18 protein-coding genes are annotated in these 18512 nt (G+C 42.8%); 2 read left to right on the forward strand and 16 right to left on the reverse strand.

Translation table 11 applies throughout. The features are described from left to right. Genes G589_RS0113400 through G589_RS0113410 form a run of 3 tightly spaced genes read right to left on the reverse strand, consistent with a single transcriptional unit; the run spans position 1 to position 3330 of the window. The gene (locus G589_RS0113400; RefSeq protein ID WP_026522498.1) at positions 1-819 is read right to left on the reverse strand and encodes an ABC transporter permease; all 819 of its coding nucleotides are present in this window, start codon (positions 817-819) and stop codon (positions 1-3) included. Further along, positions 819-1742 (reverse strand): ABC transporter permease, encoded by a 924-nt coding sequence (locus tag G589_RS0113405; RefSeq protein WP_026522499.1) that lies wholly within the window; start codon positions 1740-1742, stop codon positions 819-821. The genes G589_RS0113400 and G589_RS0113405 overlap by 1 nt, the downstream gene beginning before the upstream one ends. Next, the gene (locus tag G589_RS0113410; protein ID WP_026522500.1) at positions 1735-3330 is read right to left on the reverse strand and encodes an ABC transporter substrate-binding protein; all 1596 of its coding nucleotides are present in this window, start codon (positions 3328-3330) and stop codon (positions 1735-1737) included. The genes G589_RS0113405 and G589_RS0113410 overlap by 8 nt, the downstream gene beginning before the upstream one ends. A 180-nt stretch (positions 3331-3510) precedes the next feature. Between G589_RS0113410 and G589_RS0113415 the strand changes: the two genes are divergently transcribed. Continuing rightward, entirely contained in the window at positions 3511-4698 is a 1188-nt protein-coding gene (locus G589_RS0113415; protein WP_026522501.1) for a cation:proton antiporter, read from the forward strand. Between the two features lie 135 nt (positions 4699-4833). Here G589_RS0113415 and G589_RS0113420 read toward each other — a convergent pair whose 3' ends face one another. The 10 genes from G589_RS0113420 to G589_RS21295 form a co-directional block, all read right to left on the reverse strand. Continuing rightward, the gene (locus G589_RS0113420; RefSeq protein ID WP_026522502.1) at positions 4834-5340 is read right to left on the reverse strand and encodes a hypothetical protein; all 507 of its coding nucleotides are present in this window, start codon (positions 5338-5340) and stop codon (positions 4834-4836) included. Positions 5341-5508: 168 nt separating this feature from the next. Continuing rightward, positions 5509-6252 carry a tetratricopeptide repeat protein gene (locus G589_RS0113425; protein WP_026522503.1) on the reverse strand — a complete coding sequence of 248 codons (744 nt, stop codon included), beginning with the start codon at positions 6250-6252 and terminating at the stop codon, positions 5509-5511. A gap of 11 nt (positions 6253-6263) precedes the next feature. Then, positions 6264-6683 carry a hypothetical protein gene (locus G589_RS0113430; RefSeq protein WP_155832549.1) on the reverse strand — a complete coding sequence of 140 codons (420 nt, stop codon included), beginning with the start codon at positions 6681-6683 and terminating at the stop codon, positions 6264-6266. A 207-nt stretch (positions 6684-6890) separates the two neighbouring features. Then, positions 6891-7472 (reverse strand): TerD family protein, encoded by a 582-nt coding sequence (locus G589_RS0113435; protein ID WP_026522505.1) that lies wholly within the window; start codon positions 7470-7472, stop codon positions 6891-6893. A 31-nt stretch (positions 7473-7503) separates the two neighbouring features. Beyond that, a complete protein-coding gene (locus G589_RS0113440) occupies positions 7504-8556 on the reverse strand; it encodes a cysteine protease StiP family protein (RefSeq protein ID WP_026522506.1) in 1053 nt (350 codons plus the stop codon). Continuing rightward, positions 8546-9664, reverse strand: a complete 1119-nt coding sequence (locus tag G589_RS0113445; protein WP_026522507.1) for a phosphoribosyltransferase domain-containing protein — start codon at positions 9662-9664, stop codon at positions 8546-8548. Before G589_RS0113445 ends, G589_RS0113440 begins: the two co-directional genes overlap by 11 nt. Positions 9665-9723: 59 nt before the next feature. Further along, positions 9724-10689: an HpcH/HpaI aldolase/citrate lyase family protein gene (locus G589_RS0113450; RefSeq protein WP_026522508.1), complete on the reverse strand. Its 966-nt coding sequence runs from the start codon at positions 10687-10689 to the stop codon at positions 9724-9726. Further along, positions 10686-11333 (reverse strand): HAD family hydrolase, encoded by a 648-nt coding sequence (locus G589_RS0113455; protein ID WP_026522509.1) that lies wholly within the window; start codon positions 11331-11333, stop codon positions 10686-10688. The genes G589_RS0113450 and G589_RS0113455 overlap by 4 nt, the downstream gene beginning before the upstream one ends. A gap of 159 nt (positions 11334-11492) precedes the next feature. Continuing rightward, positions 11493-12494: an ATP-grasp domain-containing protein gene (locus G589_RS0113460; protein WP_026522510.1), complete on the reverse strand. Its 1002-nt coding sequence runs from the start codon at positions 12492-12494 to the stop codon at positions 11493-11495. Positions 12495-12531: 37 nt separating this feature from the next. Next, positions 12532-14745 (reverse strand): GH25 family lysozyme, encoded by a 2214-nt coding sequence (locus G589_RS21295; protein WP_051192392.1) that lies wholly within the window; start codon positions 14743-14745, stop codon positions 12532-12534. A gap of 161 nt (positions 14746-14906) precedes the next feature. Between G589_RS21295 and G589_RS0113470 the strand changes: the two genes are divergently transcribed. Beyond that, entirely contained in the window at positions 14907-15089 is a 183-nt protein-coding gene (locus G589_RS0113470; RefSeq protein WP_026522511.1) for a hypothetical protein, read from the forward strand. 91 nt (positions 15090-15180) lie between these two features. On the opposite strand, the gene G589_RS20010 is transcribed toward G589_RS0113470, so the two are convergent. Genes G589_RS20010 through G589_RS0113485 form a run of 3 tightly spaced genes read right to left on the reverse strand, consistent with a single transcriptional unit; the run spans position 15181 to position 18506 of the window. Next, the gene (locus tag G589_RS20010; RefSeq protein WP_081669053.1) at positions 15181-16500 is read right to left on the reverse strand and encodes a glycoside hydrolase family 3 protein; all 1320 of its coding nucleotides are present in this window, start codon (positions 16498-16500) and stop codon (positions 15181-15183) included. An 11-nt stretch (positions 16501-16511) separates the two neighbouring features. Further along, positions 16512-17534: a C-type lectin domain-containing protein gene (locus G589_RS0113480; RefSeq protein WP_026522512.1), complete on the reverse strand. Its 1023-nt coding sequence runs from the start codon at positions 17532-17534 to the stop codon at positions 16512-16514. 33 nt (positions 17535-17567) lie between these two features. Next, positions 17568-18506 (reverse strand): hypothetical protein, encoded by a 939-nt coding sequence (locus tag G589_RS0113485; protein ID WP_026522513.1) that lies wholly within the window; start codon positions 18504-18506, stop codon positions 17568-17570. Positions 18507-18512 lie beyond the last annotated feature (6 nt).

Below are 18512 nucleotides of genomic sequence, written 5' to 3' on the forward strand. Positions count from 1 at the left end.
TTAATCCTCATCTCTATATTCCATGACGCAGTCCCCAAGATAGTTAAATACTATGATGGTGACTATGGTAGCAATTGCCGGATACAGCACAGCCCAAGGTGCTATCTGTATATACGCCCTGGACTCATTGATCATTGATCCCCACTCAGCAGTGGGTGGCACAACTCCAAGCCCCAGAAAAGACAGGCCCGAGATACCTATCATAGTGGTTCCTATCTGTGTAAGGGCATTTGTAAGAAGTGGTGCTATTATATTGGGAAGTATGTGGGCCATCATTATAGCCGGCCCACTCTTTCCCGCCAATTTCGCAGCCTGCACGTAGGGGCAATTCTTTATGGCAAAAGTATGACTCCGTGCAAGTCTGGCAAAACCGGTCCACATAGTTATTCCCAGCGCGATCATGGCACTTGAAAGTCCTCCTCCAAGAATGCCCGCAACCGCGATGGCTACTACCATCTGAGGAAATGCCAGCATAATATCGGCAATCCTCATCATAATTTCATCCAATATTCCGCCATAATATCCGCTAAGTACTCCGATAAAGCTTCCAAGGATAAAAGAAATCGCAACCAATATAAATGTAGCTGCTATAGTTGTCCTTGCTCCATATAAAACTCTTGAAAACACGCATCTTCCCAGGTTATCTGTTCCAAACAGAAATTCCCCGGACGGAGCTGACCTTATGGCTGATGCGCTTGTTGCATATGGGTCATTAGGTGCGATAACACTTGCGAAAAGAGCTATAAGCACCCAAAGCAGTGCAACACCTGCAGATATTATTACTTTTATTCTGTTAATCTTTTTCCGTTTATGGTTCATTAAAAAGACCTCGGATCCAAAAGCCTGTAGGTAATATCAACTATCAGATTTATAACAACATAGATTGTTCCCATAATAAGCACAAAGCCCATGATCACAGGGTAGTCCCTGGCTGTTATGGAATCCATCACAAGTTTGCCGATACCCGGCCATCTGAATATATTCTCAATAACAACACTGCCTCCCATCAGGGTTCCGATCTGAAGGCCGATTATTGTAAGTATATGTCCAAGGCTGTTTCTAAGGACATTGTTTATAAGAATAAATCTGCCCTTAACCTTTCTGGACTTCATTCCCACAACATACTCTTCTCCAAGCTGATCCAGGAGTTCGCTCCTAATCTGTCTTGTAAACCTTCCTGCCATGGGTATTGCCAGAGAAAGTGCAGGCAGCATAAGTCCTTTGATACTTCCATCTGCAATTACAGGAAATACCTTGATATGTATGCAAAACAGATACATCAAAAGTACTGATATCAGGAAATTCGGAAGGGAATTACCTATAAATGAAAGGAGCCTGACGATATGGTCTACCAATTTCCCTTTTTTGACCGCTGACCATATTCCCAGTGGAAAAGAGATTATAAGCGCCAAAAGCAGACTGGTTAAAGCCAGTCCACATGTGTTCTTAAGCCCTTTTATCAGTTTTGGTGCAACGGGAAGATCATCCTTAAAGGAAACACCAAAATCTCCCCTTAGAACATTCGAAAGCCACTCCGCGTACCTAACGATAAAGGGGCGGAGGAGGCCAAGCCTCTCCCGCTCCGCTTGCAGTATTTCTTTTGTGACCACCACACCCTGGGAGGTGAGTCTCTTTTCCGCAGGGTCACCGGGAGCCAGATACATTATGCCAAACACAAGAAAGCTCAGCACTAAAAGTATCAGGGCAAGTCCCAGGATCCTTTTAAGTATTTGTTTAGCCATTAATGTCAGTCTCTGCATCTACTCCATAGAAATCGAAAGGAACATACTCAGCAAATCCGCTTACGCCCTTGCGAAGAACTGTAGTGTTATTGAAAAGTCCAACATATCCGAATGCATTGTCATCTATAGCAATCTGAACAATCTTGTTGGCAAGCTCTGCTCTCTTTGCAGTATCTGTCTCAGTTCTGAGCTGCTCAATCATGCTCTGGCATTCAGCACTCTCAAATCCACCCACATTGTAGTAAGCTCCATCTGAAAGAGTTGAGTCAATGAAATAGAGAGGATCACCTGACTTATCAGCGATCATGCAGTAAAGAGCAAGATCAAAGTCTGCGTTAGCAATGTAAGTAGCATCAGGATCTTCCTCAACTCTAAGTGTTGAATCAATGCCAACAGCCTTAAGCTGCTCCTGGATCAGGATTGCAAGAGTATCAAGAGATCTTGCTGCATAGTATGCAATGCTGATGCTGAGCTTATTACCATCCTTCTCGTAGATGCCGTCTGCTCCAAGTGTATAACCATCGGCCTCCAAAAGCTCTTTTGCCTTGGCTGTATCTACTGCAGGAACATTTACCTTGCCATAAGCAGCTGATGTTGAGAATGGTCCAACTGCTGCAGATACTGTACCTGAAAGGTACTCTGCAATCTTGTCCTTATCAACAGTGAGGTTGATTGCTTCTCTCACAGAATCATCAAGTGTATTCTCATTGAGAATGTAGAACTGGAGACGTGCACCTGGAATTGAAACTACATCGTACAGATCAGGACTCTGGTTATAAACCTCAAGAGCTGCTGATGAAACGCTGTTGTAGCAGTCAATCTCGCCGCTCTGCATAGCAAGGAGCTTGGGATCATCCTCCTGCATGTAGTAGAATACAGCGCCGTCGAGCTTAACATCTCCGCCCCAGTAGTTTTCGTTCTTTGCTACTGTTACGTCTCCCTCAGGGATAAACTCTGTAACAACAAATGGTCCTGTGCATACAGGTGCGTTGTCAAAATCTGTTGTTGCATCAAGATCGATCATTCCGCACTCGGGGCTTGCAAGGTCGTTCTTAAGAGTAGGATAAACTTCCTTTGTATCGATAACGATTGTCTTGTCATCTGTAGCAGTCATTTCAAAATCGCCAAGATAAGCAAATCTGCTGTTCTCTGCAGCAAGACGCTGAAGGTTTCTGATGACCATATCAGCTGTCAGAGGGTTTCCGTTTGAGAACTGAACTCCATCATTAAGTGTAATTGTCCATGTGCTGCCATCTGCAACTGCGTCCTTAGCAAGGCATGGAACAGCGCTCATGGTCTCGTCGAGCTTAAACAGTGCCTCTGAAACTCCATAAATAGATGTGTACCATCCATAGTATTCCTTGTGTACATCAAGACTTGGATAAGCAAAAGATGCTGCAGCGTGAAGAATCTTTTCACCTGTAGCTGTAGACTGACTTGCGTCAGCTGTCTGATCATCAAATGTTGTCGCCTGTGTTTCAGTAGTTGTCTCAGTTTCTGTTGTCTGTGTGTTTGCACCTGAACCACAAGCTACCATTGATAGTGTCATGGTTGCAGCAAGAAGTGCTGCTAAAAACTTTTTCTTCATAATATAGTATCCTCCATTGTGCCTGAATTACCTCACACAATGGAAAGGATAGCATTGTGAAATCCGCTCCACAAGCCCCCTGGGGGGTTATTACTACGTTGGTTATAGTTTTTTAACTTGATTTTGAGACGAAAAAGTATCATACTCATTTACTAGCGTTATCAATAAGGAGGTATATATATGGATACAATTCAGATACTCAGAGATCTTTTTATCATAATCGTCATGGCAAAGTTATTCGGACTGATCGCCAGAAGACTCCATGCGCCACAGGTTGCCGGTGAGATCATCGCAGGTCTTCTCATAGGTCCAACATTGCTTAATCTTGTTAATCCCAGTGATTTCCTGTCGGGCATGGCCGAAATCGGTGTGATTCTTCTGATGTTCAGCGCCGGACTGGAAACAGATATCGATAAACTCAAAAAATCCGGCCTAAAGGCAACAATCATTGCATGCACCGGTGTTGGAGTTCCGCTTGTTCTTGGAACGCTCCTGTACATGGCCTTCTATGGCGTTGCAACTCCCGGATCAACCGAGTTCATAAAAGCACTCTTTATAGGAACTATTCTTACAGCTACTTCCGTGAGCATAACAGTTCAGGTTCTAAAGGAACTTGGAAAGATTTCCACAGAAGTGGGAACAACAATCATGAGCGCCGCAATCATCGATGACGTAATAGGAATCGTGGTTCTTACAGCTGTTCTTGGTCTGAAAGATCCAAATGCCAATCTTGCAGCTGTTTGCTTAAAGACCGTAGCCTTCTTTGCGCTTTCGGTTGTTGTGGGAATTATCATCTTTAAGATAATGTCAAAAGCAGAAGCTAAATGGCCTCATACCAGAAGAATCCCGATCATGGGTCTGGCACTTGCCTTTGCGATGTCTTATGTTGCCGATAAGTACTTTGGAGTAGCTGATATCACCGGCGCCTATGTTGCAGGTATTATTCTCAGCTCTCTGGACAACTCAGAGTATATAGACAGAAAGATGGACATAAATTCATATATGTTATTCGGCCCCGTATTCTTTGCAAGTGTGGGACTTCAGACAAACCTAAGGTCTGTTGACATGACAATCCTTGCATTCTCGGCAGCATTTGTTGTCGTTGGACTCCTCGGAAAGGTTGTAGGCTGTGGCATCGTAGCTAAGCTCCTTAAGTACAACACTTCTGACTCGTTAAAGATTGGTGTCGGTATGATGACCAGAGGCGAAGTTGCACTTATCGTGGCTCAGAGAGGGCTAAAAGCTGATATCGTTGACAGCAGATACTTTACCGCAGTAATCCTGTTGATAATATTAAGCTCAATTCTGACACCTTTACTATTGAAGGCTTTATATGCCTCAGATGACAAAGCTAATTCTCCTACTTGAGTTAATCGCCTATAGAACTGATATTGTACTAAAATAAAAAGGTCCGCTTTCTATTAAGAAAACGGGCCTTTTAATTTCAGTTTTAACAAGCAATGCTATCACTTTACTCTTCTTCTCTAACGCTTATCTTTTTATTCACCCAATAAAACTTATGACCAATCCCACAAGAGCCGCAGGAATCAGTGCAAATACCAGTCCAGGAAATATGGCCCCTTTTAGATGAAACCACTTCTGATGGTAAGCTTTATCCATATGTTCTGTGCCCTCAAGCCTGAACATCTTCATGTTTGCAAATAGTATCCAATCAAGGAAAAAAGTATCATACGCTCCAATCCATACCATTAGTCCAAAAGCAATGGCAAACCCCTGCCAAAATGTAACTGCTCCGGCCAACTTCGCACATATGATAAGAATTACAGTGAATAGTATTATCCCGCAAGATTTTGCCATCACTACCTTTTTTGACTTGTAGGATACATCCACCCTTTCGTGAGTCTTAAAGTATTCCTCCTGTATATCCGGTGGATAGTTATGGATGCATGCAGGGCTGTATATCCTATCCCCATGATATGTTGCAAAAAGGATTGTCGTAAATAATACCGCAAATACTATCGCCTCAACTACAAATACGTACCAGACCATTCACACACTCCACCTATGTTTTCCTTCTAATACATGATATCACTTTTTGTTAGCCAACGTTAACTTCATGTTGTAAAAATATCTGTATGCTTCATTGTGCTTCTTCCTGCTCTTTTTCAGACTGCTGATCCTAATGGGTGACCTGTCATGCATCTACTTCGGTATTTTTTATATTGATATGTATCCATCATCAAGTAAGTCTTCTAATCGTTCTATATCCTGCTCCTTTAATCCAACAGGTACTCCCATCTTTTCAAGCATTACCCTAGCGCGCGAATCCTTCTTGTTAATATCCGCAGCTAAACGATATAAACTGATTGCCATATCTTCGTTTTTTTCTACATAAATCCCCTGAGAGTACAATACTGCCAAATTACAAAGACCGGAATAATGATGTTGTGATGCCGATTTCAGCAACCATTCCCACCCTTTTTTCCTTCTCTTCTCATCATAATGTTCACATAAATCAGGGTCATCTTCGATACTAACCTGGCCTCTCAGATACATTGTCCCAAGACTATTCTGTGCATGCGGATACCCAAGCATGGCTGAATCACGGAACCATTTAAACGCTTCGTGCTTATCTGCACCCACATATTTTCCATGGAGATAATGATATCCCATTTGAAACTTGGCATCGATGCTCCCAACTTTCGCGGCCCTATGAAACCATTCAAAGCAATCCTTAGGAGAAATATAATCTTTTTCCTGATCATGTATGATTCCGAGCCAAACCATCGCATTTATTTCACCTTTTTCTGCCTCTTCAACCAGGATATTATATGCCTCTTCCCTACTAAGTACTGATTCATCGTTTTCAAATGCTTTTAAGCATTCCTTCACTTTAGCATCATTTCTATACCCTCTGACTTTATACTCAGTATTAAATACATTCTCGTCGGATTTATTCAATGTTGGCCTCCTCACCTCAATATCTTATGTATAACATCAGAACAAGCCACTAACACCACATAGATACAATCAGCAAGCACTTTAATATAATTGATTCCAGCTGCACTCAAGAAAAAAATGTTGAAATTGCTCACAAAATAAAAAAACATGAATACGCCGATAAGAAACATATAGGCCTTTATTCCTGAAAACTCAGCCTTATTTCTGTCATTATCCAGGCATTTTCTATAATCGATATAAGAATAAAATTCAACAATCGGGAACAGTTTGACCCCCAGCTCCATTGCTTTTGCACCTTTATCGATGGCTGTAACTACCGATTCAGATATACTGAGCAATGCCCCTAAAAGATGACCAAATAATAATCCCAGAAAAAGCAATAACCATGTTCCTTTGATACTTTGATAATTAAAGCAAAAGAAAATGAACATCTACCATCACAGGGGGACAATCACTATTTCTAAAACATATTGAGAGCATTGATTGCAACCGTAATCAGGAAGTATTATAACTACTAAGGTAAAAAAGGGTGCTCTCAAATTAAAGCACCCTTCAACCTTCATATGTGTCATTTTTTCAAATAATACTGCATAAATATATCTTCCCTATGAAAAGCATTTTTTACAAATCTCAAATGGCTAATGTCTTCTTTTTCTAATAACATTTATTATATCCTCTTTCTTTTTGACATCATTTAAAGCTTTTAATTCATGTACATAATAGTATTTCCCTTCATTACAGATTATCTTTCCAATACTAATAGCTTTGTCACCCATGCCACTAAATGATTTTCCATACAATTCTGTCTTACTTTCACTATCATTGATACTAATTGATATATGTGATAGTTTACCGGTCTTCACCTGATTTTTATCCTTGAAAGTATCTAATGTAATTATAACTGCGTCACCTTCGGATAAACCACCTAGATTGACGCTAATCTGTTCCTTTTCTCCTCCCTTTACTGCATTATCACCATGATGCACAATTACGCTATTAATCCCAGTGGGATTTTCATAGTTAATTACCTCAATAATATCAAACATTTCTTTATTATTTTTCTTTACTAAAAAAGCTGATGTGTCGCAATCAATATCACCACTATCCTTATTAAGTAGTCCCGTAAGCATACCTCCAGCACGTTGACGGTCGTATTGGTTCCAATTAATGCTAATAGTAATAGTTCCTTTACTATGAAGCTCTACCGCTGTTTTATCCATTACTCTATCACCTCTTATAAACTCTATACTGCTATACATCTGATAATTGCTTAATTAAGCCACAACACTTATAATTGTTTAATCTAGTATAATATATCGCCACTTTTTTTTCCAATGCTAACTGCAGTATATGCTTTAGCTCCTCGCATTCCTTATATCGCTCATCAATAATGATTTTCCATGGAACTCGACGCAAAAGAACTCTCGTCGTTTCTCCAATGCCTGGTTTGATATGGTTTACATCGGCGATCCCAAATTTTTCTGCAATACTCCTGATATCATCAATTGCCTCATTAGTTGTACTTTCTTTTTCTCCAGCTTCGGGATTACTACGAAACAGCTCTTCAATACGGTGTATAAACTCATATGTGCGGTCTTCTTCGATGAGCTCTTTATAAAAAAGTGCGCCATGGAATTCGTCAGCTCCGATAATGTCGCTTCTTAAAAACGTTCTACTAATTAAACCACATACTGTACTGTTCAAACAAGAACTAGGAATCAGTATGTCGTCATGCGTTCCACATAGATCAGTTATATATGCTGGATCTGCCACCACAGCCAATTTACCCGAAACGCCATGGAAAGAACTGATTTCTTTTTTTAATTCATTGTAAATCACTCCCTTTCCGGTCCATCCATCAACAAACTGAATACTAGCGGCACAATGTTTCTTCAATATGTATTCCATGGCGTTTCTGTCAATTCCTCTATCTCTAATGATTGAAATCGAGTAATGTGGACAGACATAAGCATATTTTTTTCTTATATATCGACTAATCAGAACTCCAATTGGAGTTCCGGCCCTGGCCAGGGATACGATTACTACGTCATTTCCCTTTTCATTCACTATTTTTTCTGAAACCCGAACAATCGCATCGGCTACAGTCTGACCAAAAACATCCAAGGACCTAGTGTAAATCCTTATATACTCATCAGACGGCTTATATTCCAGTGGAAGCATCTCAGAATAATGAATACCGCTTTGTATTTTCTTCTCTCTCTCTTCGGTTGGAAGCGGCTCAACCAAGCCCGTGATATCCTTGAGCAAAAGCTCTACATCTACATCATTAAAACTACTTCTCATATTCACATCCATAAACGTAAACAGATTTGTTTCCAACACTCTTAATGACAGATACCAAGTTCCTTATTCCATCTCCTTCAGTAATTCCGTCAGTAACAACAATGACCTTATCATAATGCGCCAGGTTATATATATATGTTACCCTGTCCTTCTCATAAAAGCTAATCAGTTTATATCTTGAATTTAATGGGTAGCCCTCCTGAGATGATGGTATTATCGGACTTCTAGTCGTTGAGTGTATCTTGACATCGCCGACAATTCCACTTTGAATAAGGTTCTTTCCAAGACATATGGTCAGAAACATAAATTCCTCGGTTCCTATTATACAGACCGTATCATCTTCATCAAAATCGCAACCTCGTATTATTTCGTCAGTAGCTGCCTGCATGTCATTTAGATACATTTCCCACAGCACGGGTTTCCTCGGATTTATCGAGAGAGAGACACATCCTGCAGCTATTTTGTCATCATTACTGTCATACTCACAATCAGGATTACTGATCTCATCTACCTTTTCTGCCAATTCAGCCTTGTACTCATGCGGTATTCTGATCACGTATTCACACTCAATACCACGGCTCTTTAGTTCAGTGATCCTCTCATCAGTCATGCTGTTGACAAAAGAGGCAATGATTAATTCTCCCGAAAAGCTGTATTTTTCTTTTATCTGATCTATCAGCTTGCAGACAGTATTTCCCGTTGTGATCTCATCATCTATAAGTATGATCATATCGACAGAGGACACAGCTTTATCAAGTCCATCCATATCAAGAAGCTGAGCCTTTGCATGACTGTGAGATTCTGTGAAGTAAATGTATTCATTTGTATCCCGGTATTCCCTAGTAGTATGTTCAAAAAAAACGACATTATTGAGATATACGCACACTGCTGCCGAAATGCCCGTTGCCGTCTCTGCAAATCCTATGACCATTTTCCGCTTATCTGAATAATCTTTGTTTATTTCCTCCGCCAAGCATTTGCAGAGCCTGTCGACCTCCTCCGGATTAGCAGGGATATGCTTCCCCTGCAGAGGGTTTACAAATAAGTAGGACCTCTTCCTGTTCTTTTCTCTTTTTGCTATTCTTACCAGTTCGTCTGTTCTATACATCTCAAATTACACCATGTTACGCAATGAAAAACACATCAGGTGCCACCCTCCATCTCCTATCAGCTTATTCCGTAAATCTTTGAGAGCATCACTGTCTTGATTGCCCAGTTTCCATGAGTTTTAACCTCATTCATCCTTTCACCGTTATAGCTCTTTCCCACCAGCAAACCTCTCTCATTCCAGTTCAGGATCTCTTTTGCATCTTCATAGTCCTTTTGCGACACCTTAAGCGCCTCATTGACGACACCTATCTGTTTTGGATGGATAACTGTCTTGCCAATGAAACCATTCAGGCGGTCCAATTTGAGCTCATTCATGAGGCCTCTCTTCCACTCCTCGTTATCACTTGAGAAAAACTCCCAGACAGGCCCTGATACGACGTATTCTCTTGAAAATACGGTGAGAATATCTCCGAGAAGCTGCCCGATAGGCAGGATATCATATATCGTTTCATCATAATGCCTTCTGGCCGCAAACTCATTTGAGAAATCATTGCCGCCCACCCTGATATTAAGAACATATTCCTTAACTGAATCTATTTTAGTCTTTACTTCCTCAAGGACCTTGTGCCTTGTGGAATAGTTGATAAGATCTCTGCTTTCAAGTATCGGCATCATGTAAAGAGTCTTTTCCGAAGACTCATTTATTCTCCTGACAGCCTCATTATATGCATCAGCGTTGTCGACGGAATACTTTGGAAAAATGAAGCCGCTAATCACATCCACACATGGCTTTAATTCTCCGCAAAGCTGATTTAACTGTTCACAGCTCCTTACCCGTATAAAAATCTTAGGCAGATAAAACTCCTTTTCTTTTCTCTCCTCCATTATCTTCTTCAGAGTGTCTGTCAGCTGTTTCTCTGCAACTTCAACGCTGTCATCTGATATTGTGTCTTCAAGGCACAGTGCCAGCGAATACGGTTTTGAAAACTTCTCCGCAATGACATCCTCCGCGATCTTTATGCTCAGTGCAGGAGTGTAAAGCAGCGCTCCTACACTGTACTTCTCTTCAATGTTGTCAATCATATCCTCTTGCCTTTCATATTGTATTCTTCCAGAAACCTGCATATGGGAAAAGAAATGTCGTCTCCGTCAAGTTCAATCCCCGGTGCAGTGACATACTTAAGAATTTCTTTTGGCGCCAGCGCATAATCCGCTTCGTTGAGCATCGGTATATCGATCCGACAATCACCTGCTGCAATTACGCGATCAGCTGAAAACCTCTCCACATATCTTTTTACTGCGGTCCCTTTATCTATGCCCCTGATAAACAGGTACACTTTTCTGGCATCATATTCAGAGACTATCTCGTCTGAACCGATAGCATCTACAAGCAGGTCATAAACAGCCTTTGGATCGTCTGCCGTGGCGTAGCACATATATATCTCAGGCCTCTTAATGTCGCCTATGCTGCCGATTGACGCAAATATCTCTATGGCCTCTTCGAGATATTTTTCGTATGGCGCCACCATTTCATAAGTCTCGTCTGTCCAGCTTTTGTCTTCATTACCATCGATCAGCAGCTTGCCACCATTACAGATGATGGCATGCCGGGCGTGCAAAATATCCATGAAAACAAGCCTTCGATACTGCGCCTCACTCCGTGTGCTTACCGGCACAAATCTAATTCCGTCCAGATTAATAAGAGAGTTATATGTAAGCAATGTCATATAACTCTGTTCTCTGCCTCTTAGATATTCTATTGGAATTTTCTCCCCAGTCAGCTCATGCCTATGGGAATAAATCAGTGTATTGTCCAGATCTGAAAAAAGTATTTCCACTACCGTTACCCTCGGCCGTCTCTATTTTGGATTGAATGATCTGCCACATCATTCTATCACTATAGGCGTTAAAACCTGAGAAACCATCTTTCTTTCACAGTTATTCTGCCATGATACGCTCTCACCAAGCAGTTCCCGCAGAGCTATCTGCGGAATGTTAACGTCGCTGGCATGGCAGGACATATGTATCCCTCCGGACATTCTGGTGTTGACTTCAAGAAAATACGGAACGCCGTTGTAGTACTTGAACTGTATATTATAGGGACATCTCAGCTGTGCCTTCTCTTGGAAGCGCTCACAAAGGGAGATGATGTCCTGATCATATTGCAGCACTTCATATTTTTCGTAGCTCTTGACTCTGGGCAGAGTTATCAGCCCCTGTCTGGTGTTAAGACAGTCGACACTTACCTCTTCATCAGGAAGGAACGGCATTATCATCACAGGCGCAAAGATTTCTCTCTCAGAGAGAGCGTCTACTGCGTCATCCAGAGTCATTCGCGTGTTCTGCTTTTTAAACAATGCGGTGTAACCCTTTCGCTGATTATCTATAAGCCTGAAGCTTTTTCCACCCTCATCTTTTACGAACTTAAAACACACCTGTGGATGATCCTCAAGGAGCTTGTTATAGGCATCAATAAACGCATCGACATTGTTGACAATATAGTAGTCGGGCACATTGCCGATGCCGTTATCCTTGTAATATCTGTAGGCCTCTTCCTTATGATTAAGCACATTGACGATGCCAAAGTCATCCAAAAGCACCCTGATGCCTTTATCTTCAAAGCGCTTTTTGTGTTCGGATATTTTCAGCATTCCCCTGCGGGGCATGAACACATCGATGCTGTGTTCTTCACAGAATTGCAGGCAGTAATCAACATACGCCTCGTCTTTCAGTACCGGTTCTGTGTACCATTCGTCGCAGTAGTTTCTTATCACCGAATACTCATTCTCATTGGTTCCTACAATATATACAGGCAGGTCATCCTTTCTGAGTAAGCCGATGATATTTACTGCCGTGCTGAACCAGTGGTTCATCCAAATCCTTGTCATTTTCACCCCAACCGGCCACTTTGATGACCGCTTTTCCTCAATCATATTTCTTCAAAAACTGGATATCAAGATCCACCTTTGGTCCGATACCTGGAATATTGCCGTTGTTAGCATACTGCAAAAATTCGCAGCGGAACGGCGGTTCCTCGTTCAGGTCATAATCTCCGTACCAGAAAGTATATTTGTCCAACTCTTCAAACACAGCTCTAAACTCTACCCACTGATCCTTGTTAAATGCGACTGCAGGCTCATATCCTGTGGCAATAATCGTTTCACAGAATGCCACAATATCTTTTGATATCTGCTCATTGCTGAGGTTGTTGGCCCTGCCATCTCCATTCACTCTGTTCACCGCTTCGATTGCGATCGGCAATTCGATGGAATATGGCTCAATAGCTTTGAGAACAAATTCAGCCTCTTCTCTGGCCTCTTCTTCAGTAATTGCCTGTGAAAAGAAATAAACGCCCACGTCAATGCCTGCAGCCTTGGCATTTCTTATATTATCTTCAAAATTCTTGTCCAAGCTGATATTGCCTTCTGAGCCATATCCTCTGAATCCGGTTCTGATATAAGCAAATTCGATCCCGGCATCCCTGACCTGCTGCCAGTCAATGCTTCCCTGGTAATAGGACACATCTATGCCAAGTCTTGAATAATAATCTGCGTCATCATACACAAGTGAATCGCCGGAACGTGTAAATCTGTTTATGTTGTATTGTCCGGCATCTGGAAGGTATGCGTCAAAGCTGTCCGGGAGGGTCCCTTCGTTTGTTACTGTACCTGTATCACCTTCAGTTGCATCAGCTGCACTTGCATCACCAGCATTCCCGACATCAGTTGAATCTGCAACTTCGATATTGTTATCTCCCGAATCATAGTCTGCAGTGTCGTCTATGGTTGTATAGGTCCACATAGTAGAATCAATAAACAAATATATACCATAGCCGATGAAAATCGCAGCCAGTACACCGACAAAAATAAGAAGTGCTTTTACATTAAACGGCTCCTTCTGCCTTTGATACTGATAAGGCTGTACCACTTCATCCTCTTCCATGTCCTTGAAAACCGGAGCATTTGAAGGTGCTCTCTTGGGTTCATTTTTCGGAACAGGTTGAGGAGCAGGCGCAGGTTGAGGCGCCGGTGCAAGGCTAACTACAGGTGTTTTCTCTATCTGTACTGTCTTAGGTTCAGGCATAGGAGCAGGCGCGGGAGCTTCAGCCTCAGCGCGTTTCGAAGCCGCCCCTGAAGCAACGCCGTTTTCACCATTATCCCTGTTCTTCTTAAGGTCAACTTTGGAGCCGCTGTCCCCGGTTTCATTTGCGGGAACCGGAGTAATATCTTCCGGCTCCGGATTTTTTATTTCTTCTTTCCAATCTGTGATCTGAGTTCCCCTGCTCCACTCTCCGCAATGCTTAACATCGCTTCCCGAGGTTGAAACAGAGAATACACAGCCGTCACCATCGAAGAGTCCGTCAGAAAAATCTCCCACATAGAGCTCTTTTCCATTGTGAGGAGAGTACAGCAGTCCCTTGCCGTTTGCTTCGTCGTTCTTCCAAACTCCGATATATATTGAGCCATCCAGGTATTTGTACAATCCAAGGCCTTCCCTTGAACCGTTTATGAATTCACCGTAGTAGACGCTTCTGTCCGAATAGTACATTGCTCCTTTGCCGTTTCTGACGCTTTCGTCCCGATAACGGCCATAAAACAGTACACGATTTGAATCATTCTTGAGGATAAGTGTTCTGACTTCTGAGGATTCTTTTTCCAGATTACCAAGAACGGTTCCATCGAGACGGACTATCACGCCGCCGTTGTCCTGTCGGCTGTTTTTCCAATAGCCGGAGTAGATCCTTCCGTCAGGCCATGAAAAAGAGCCTTTTCCGTTGAAGAGCTCACCCTTCCAGTCGGTCCATTTGCCGCAGAATATCTTCCCGTCTTTATGAAGGCCTATGCCGCGTACCGGCTTGTTTCTCTCAGAGGTTCCCCAGTATAAAGAAAACGGATCTCCCTCGGGCTTGATGATCACGCCCTCATCGATCTGCTTGTTGTCCGCCCAGACACATATGCGGATGCGTCCGTCGTAATAAACATAGGCACCAAATCCGTCAAAAGCTCCCTGTCTCCAACTTCCGTAATACATCTCGCCATTTGGATAAAGCTTTAAACCGATGCCGTCATAGTTCTGACCCAATACATCCAGATTCCCGTAATATATTTCTTTTTCCGATACCTTAATAAACTGCTTCACTAACTCTTCCTTCTCAACTAACGATTAAGCCCTTGTCCCCCACAGCAATTGCTTCATCAATAGTATAATAACTTGATATTTCTTTCTCAAGGTGTAAACTATATTTATGTTAGTAAGTTACCAGAAAATGTGTATGAAAACAAGAAACGGGGGAAAAATGTATGGGAATGTCAAATGATGAGTACAACAATTACAAGCGCCGGATTCAGGACTGCTACTATCATGGGACAAGAGAAGACTGCGAGAGAATTTATTCTGAGATAATTGCCCGCTATGGCTACTGCGATGACCTTTATGACCTCGATAAATATCAGGGACACTGGACAATTCTTCCACCCAGATAATTCTTAAGAGCAATAAAACTAATAAAACTACTATGCGTATCTGATGCTCATATCATCATGCACATAGTAGTTTTTTATTCACAGTAGTTTATCAGCTGTCTGCAGCGATCTTTTTTGAGATGATCCTTCTGACGGAATCATCGATTCTCTCTTCCGAGATCTCTCCATCCCTGACTTTTTTCAAAATCACGGCGTGGTACACTTTAAAGTCACCCGGCGTCAGGATCAGGTCAACTCCTGCGTTTACAGCAAGAACGGCAGCCTCTTCATTGGTGTAGTTAACTGTGATCGCTGACATGTTCATTGCGTCTGTAATGATCAGGCCTTCATATCCCAGCATATTTCTGAGCACATCAGTGATCATGTAATGCGAAAGAGAGCATGGAGTATTGTCTCCGAGAATCTCCGGTACGGAAATATGGGAGACCATCACCATATCTGCCCCGTCGCTCTGCGCTTTAGAAAACGGAAGCAGTTCCACCTCCATCATCTCATCCAGAGTCTTGTCTGTACCGGAAAATCCGGTATGAGTATCCCCGCTGGTTGCCCCATGTCCAGGGAAATGCTTGTAAACACCCAGCACTTCATTATTGTGTAGCCCTTCGAGGTACTTCCTTGAATATTCCGCAACCACTTCGGCATCACTGCCAAAAGAGCGATCGCCGATCACAACATTGTCAGGGTTGGTCAGCACATCGCTGACCGGAGCAAAATCCACATTAAATCCCAGTTCCGACAGGTAACTACCAATGACATTTCCTGCTTCATAGGCCTCTGCGGCATCAGCTATCTGAGCCACCGGCTTGGTCTTCTGTACAGTGAAAGAAGGATTACCTGCTATCCTGGCTATTCTGCCTCCTTCTTCATCAACACATAAAAACAGAGGCACCCCCTCTATCTCCATCCCATAGGTCCGGACTACAGCCAGCATGTTTTTGGTCTGCTCTGGGTCCTGAATGTTCGGGCCAAAATAGAGGATCCCGCCTACAGGATACTTTTCCAAGCAGTTCCTTGTACGCTCTCCGGCACTTGTGACCTGGCCGACACCGGTTAACTGCTCCGGATTAAGCACAAACATCTGGTATATCTTTTCTTCGAGCGTCATCTCTGACAAAATCTTCTCTACTTCATCCGACTTATCATTTTCGGCGACTTCAGCTGCTGCCTCATCAATGTCTTCTTCCAGTGCCTCAGCTTCTTTAGCATCACGCTCTGTGGCTTCCAGCACATCCGATTCGACATTTTCCGGAATATCAGGTTCTGCGACTGAATCTAATTTCTGTTCCTCATATACCGGATTAGGTTCAGGTGTCTGCTCCAATTGGTTTCTCACAGCAACTGCCATTACCAAAAGCAACACAGACATGCATACTAAAGCGATACATACTCTTCTAATACTTGAATATCTCATAGGAAATGTCTTTACTCAAACTCACAAATATATGCCAGTCTTCCTCTGTAATAGCTTTCAGACAATGATAACACGTCGTTTGTAACATCGTTCCACACCCAGGTCTTAAGTGATGCTGGGTAGAGTATCGACATATATGACTCAGTTATTTCTTCACCGTTGACGTTGTCCCTAAAACTGGGCTCGCCAGGCAACCAGTACGCATTGAGTTCGCCGTTGTTAAGTACCTCGTCGAAGGGTTCTTTATCAATGTCAACCCAGTGATATTCCTTCGAATCGGCATCCCTCAGTCCGCCAAGGTATGCCACTCCTTTGAAATCCTTGGCATCCAGAAGCGCCTTTACCATTTCGCTCTCTTCCTCAGAATTGATCCTGCAAAGATAACCGCCTCTTCTTATACAATCCTGAAAGGCCTCTTCCCAGGTCACATCAGCAACAATTACCTCGTAATCATGTATGGCGGTGTCATCAGTTTTTGCAGAAGTAGTAACTTCCTGCAACGACGTATCAGAATCACCGTTTTCCGGCGATGTCGCAACATCATCCGCAATGGCGTTGTCAGTGTTTGTAATATCGGCTGACACTTCTGCTGCGTCTGCCGACTCAGTATCGCTTACCTGCGCCACAGTATCTGAATCTGACACATAGGTTTCATCCCCGCCACCATTCACATCGCTTTTGCCACTTCCCCTGAAAGTGGATACAGCTACGATGATCAGAATAATTGCAAGTATCGGTATCAGAAACCCCAACATCAGTATCTTACTCTTCTGGCCACTACTGCCGGTGCGGTAATCATCCTCACGGACCGGCAATGGGCCTGCTCCAGTGCTGTAATTATTCTCACGGGCTGGCATTGAACCTGTCCCTGTGCGGTTTGATCCGATTCCACTAGTTTCGGTCACGCCTGCAACAGAGGCGTTTTCCCCCTTGGACAGATTTACTTTCCTGCGAGGTAAGGGTCTCTTTGACAGATTGACCTTTTTAGACAGACTAACTTTATCTTTTTTTTCTTTGTTTAAATCTATAGCCATTTTGTCTCCTTCACAATTAGGATGTGATCAGGCTCATTTAATCTTCAAAAACAGTCTGATCACCACAAACAGGATCAGCAGCCCCATCAACAGAGGATAGATCAGCCCTGCGCCGATAAAGCATATAATAATTGCTATCTTTTTGCTGACCGGAGTTCTCTTTACCAGACAAAAGCCGCCTATAAGCAGGAGCACTATACCTGCCAGCTGCATCCTTGGATTATTCGTAGTCGTCAGCGTGCCTCCTCTTCTATCTGCGGCTGGGCCGTTATCTGTCTGAGTGTTTTCGATAGAAGTTGACCGGTCATTACGTCTTGATCCGCCCGATATCCCACCGGCCAATGCCACGACGGAAAGAACAAGGAGCGCAACCACAAGAAGCGTGATCAGCCTTACTGCCATGGCAGAGAGGGAGAACCTTGATTTCATTGTAAAGCCGTAGTTCGAGCCTTCAATCTTGTTCGCAAGGATAACCCCATCGTGCATCTTCTTTCCATGGACTATAACCGGTGTATTGTTGGTCAGAAACGAATATTCCACGTTGCCGTAATACATAACGGAATGACCGCCTACACCTGCGCCAGAATACGCGTCCTGGGAAAAAAGCGAGAACACATACTGGTTGCTTGCCGAGGAATACGGTATTCCATGCAGCAATGCATTAAACCATCTCTCTATAAAACTTCCATGAACAGGATTGGTCATAAGGTTCTGGACTATGCCTGAATATGTTCCGCCGCTGCTCCTTTTTTCTTTCTGCTGTGCAGTATTTCCCCCAAATGGATACGGATCAAGAGCGCCAGTATTATTTTTGGGTCTTATCTGCGGATTATTGCCATTGCCCAGATAATCCGGTTTTGGTTCTTGTGGTTTTAAGTAATCCGGAACGCTCTGCTTCATCTGACATGAAATACAGATCTCACCAGGCTGATTCACGAATGCCTTCTTACATATAGGACACTTTGTACTCATATTTTT

The organism is Butyrivibrio sp. VCB2001, assembly GCF_000423965.1.
Classification (GTDB): Bacteria; Bacillota; Clostridia; order Lachnospirales; family Lachnospiraceae; genus Butyrivibrio.

Bases quoted from the DNA above. Each gene is read 5' to 3' on its own strand.
- G589_RS0113455 (WP_026522509.1), bottom strand. From the start codon at position 11,333: ATGACATTGCTTACATATAACTCTCTTATTAATCTGGACGGAATTAGA.
- G589_RS0113435 (WP_026522505.1), bottom strand. From the start codon at position 7,472: ATGGATAAAACAGCGGTAGAGCTTCATAGTAAAGGAACTATTACTATT.
- G589_RS0113420 (WP_026522502.1), bottom strand. From the start codon at position 5,340: ATGGTCTGGTACGTATTTGTAGTTGAGGCGATAGTATTTGCGGTATTA.
- G589_RS0113400 (WP_026522498.1), bottom strand. From the start codon at position 819: ATGAACCATAAACGGAAAAAGATTAACAGAATAAAAGTAATAATATCT.
- G589_RS0113445 (WP_026522507.1), bottom strand. From the start codon at position 9,664: ATGTATAGAACAGACGAACTGGTAAGAATAGCAAAAAGAGAAAAGAAC.
- G589_RS0113450 (WP_026522508.1), bottom strand. From the start codon at position 10,689: ATGATTGACAACATTGAAGAGAAGTACAGTGTAGGAGCGCTGCTTTAC.
- G589_RS0113480 (WP_026522512.1), bottom strand. From the start codon at position 17,534: ATGGCTATAGATTTAAACAAAGAAAAAAAAGATAAAGTTAGTCTGTCT.
- G589_RS0113415 (WP_026522501.1), top strand. From the start codon at position 3,511: ATGGATACAATTCAGATACTCAGAGATCTTTTTATCATAATCGTCATG.
- G589_RS0113460 (WP_026522510.1), bottom strand. From the start codon at position 12,494: ATGACAAGGATTTGGATGAACCACTGGTTCAGCACGGCAGTAAATATC.
- G589_RS0113430 (WP_155832549.1), bottom strand. From the start codon at position 6,683: ATGTTCATTTTCTTTTGCTTTAATTATCAAAGTATCAAAGGAACATGG.
- G589_RS0113405 (WP_026522499.1), bottom strand. From the start codon at position 1,742: ATGGCTAAACAAATACTTAAAAGGATCCTGGGACTTGCCCTGATACTT.
- G589_RS0113485 (WP_026522513.1), bottom strand. From the start codon at position 18,506: ATGAGTACAAAGTGTCCTATATGTAAGAAGGCATTCGTGAATCAGCCT.
- G589_RS0113440 (WP_026522506.1), bottom strand. From the start codon at position 8,556: ATGAGAAGTAGTTTTAATGATGTAGATGTAGAGCTTTTGCTCAAGGAT.
- G589_RS0113470 (WP_026522511.1), top strand. From the start codon at position 14,907: ATGGGAATGTCAAATGATGAGTACAACAATTACAAGCGCCGGATTCAG.
- G589_RS0113410 (WP_026522500.1), bottom strand. From the start codon at position 3,330: ATGAAGAAAAAGTTTTTAGCAGCACTTCTTGCTGCAACCATGACACTA.
- G589_RS20010 (WP_081669053.1), bottom strand. From the start codon at position 16,500: ATGAGATATTCAAGTATTAGAAGAGTATGTATCGCTTTAGTATGCATG.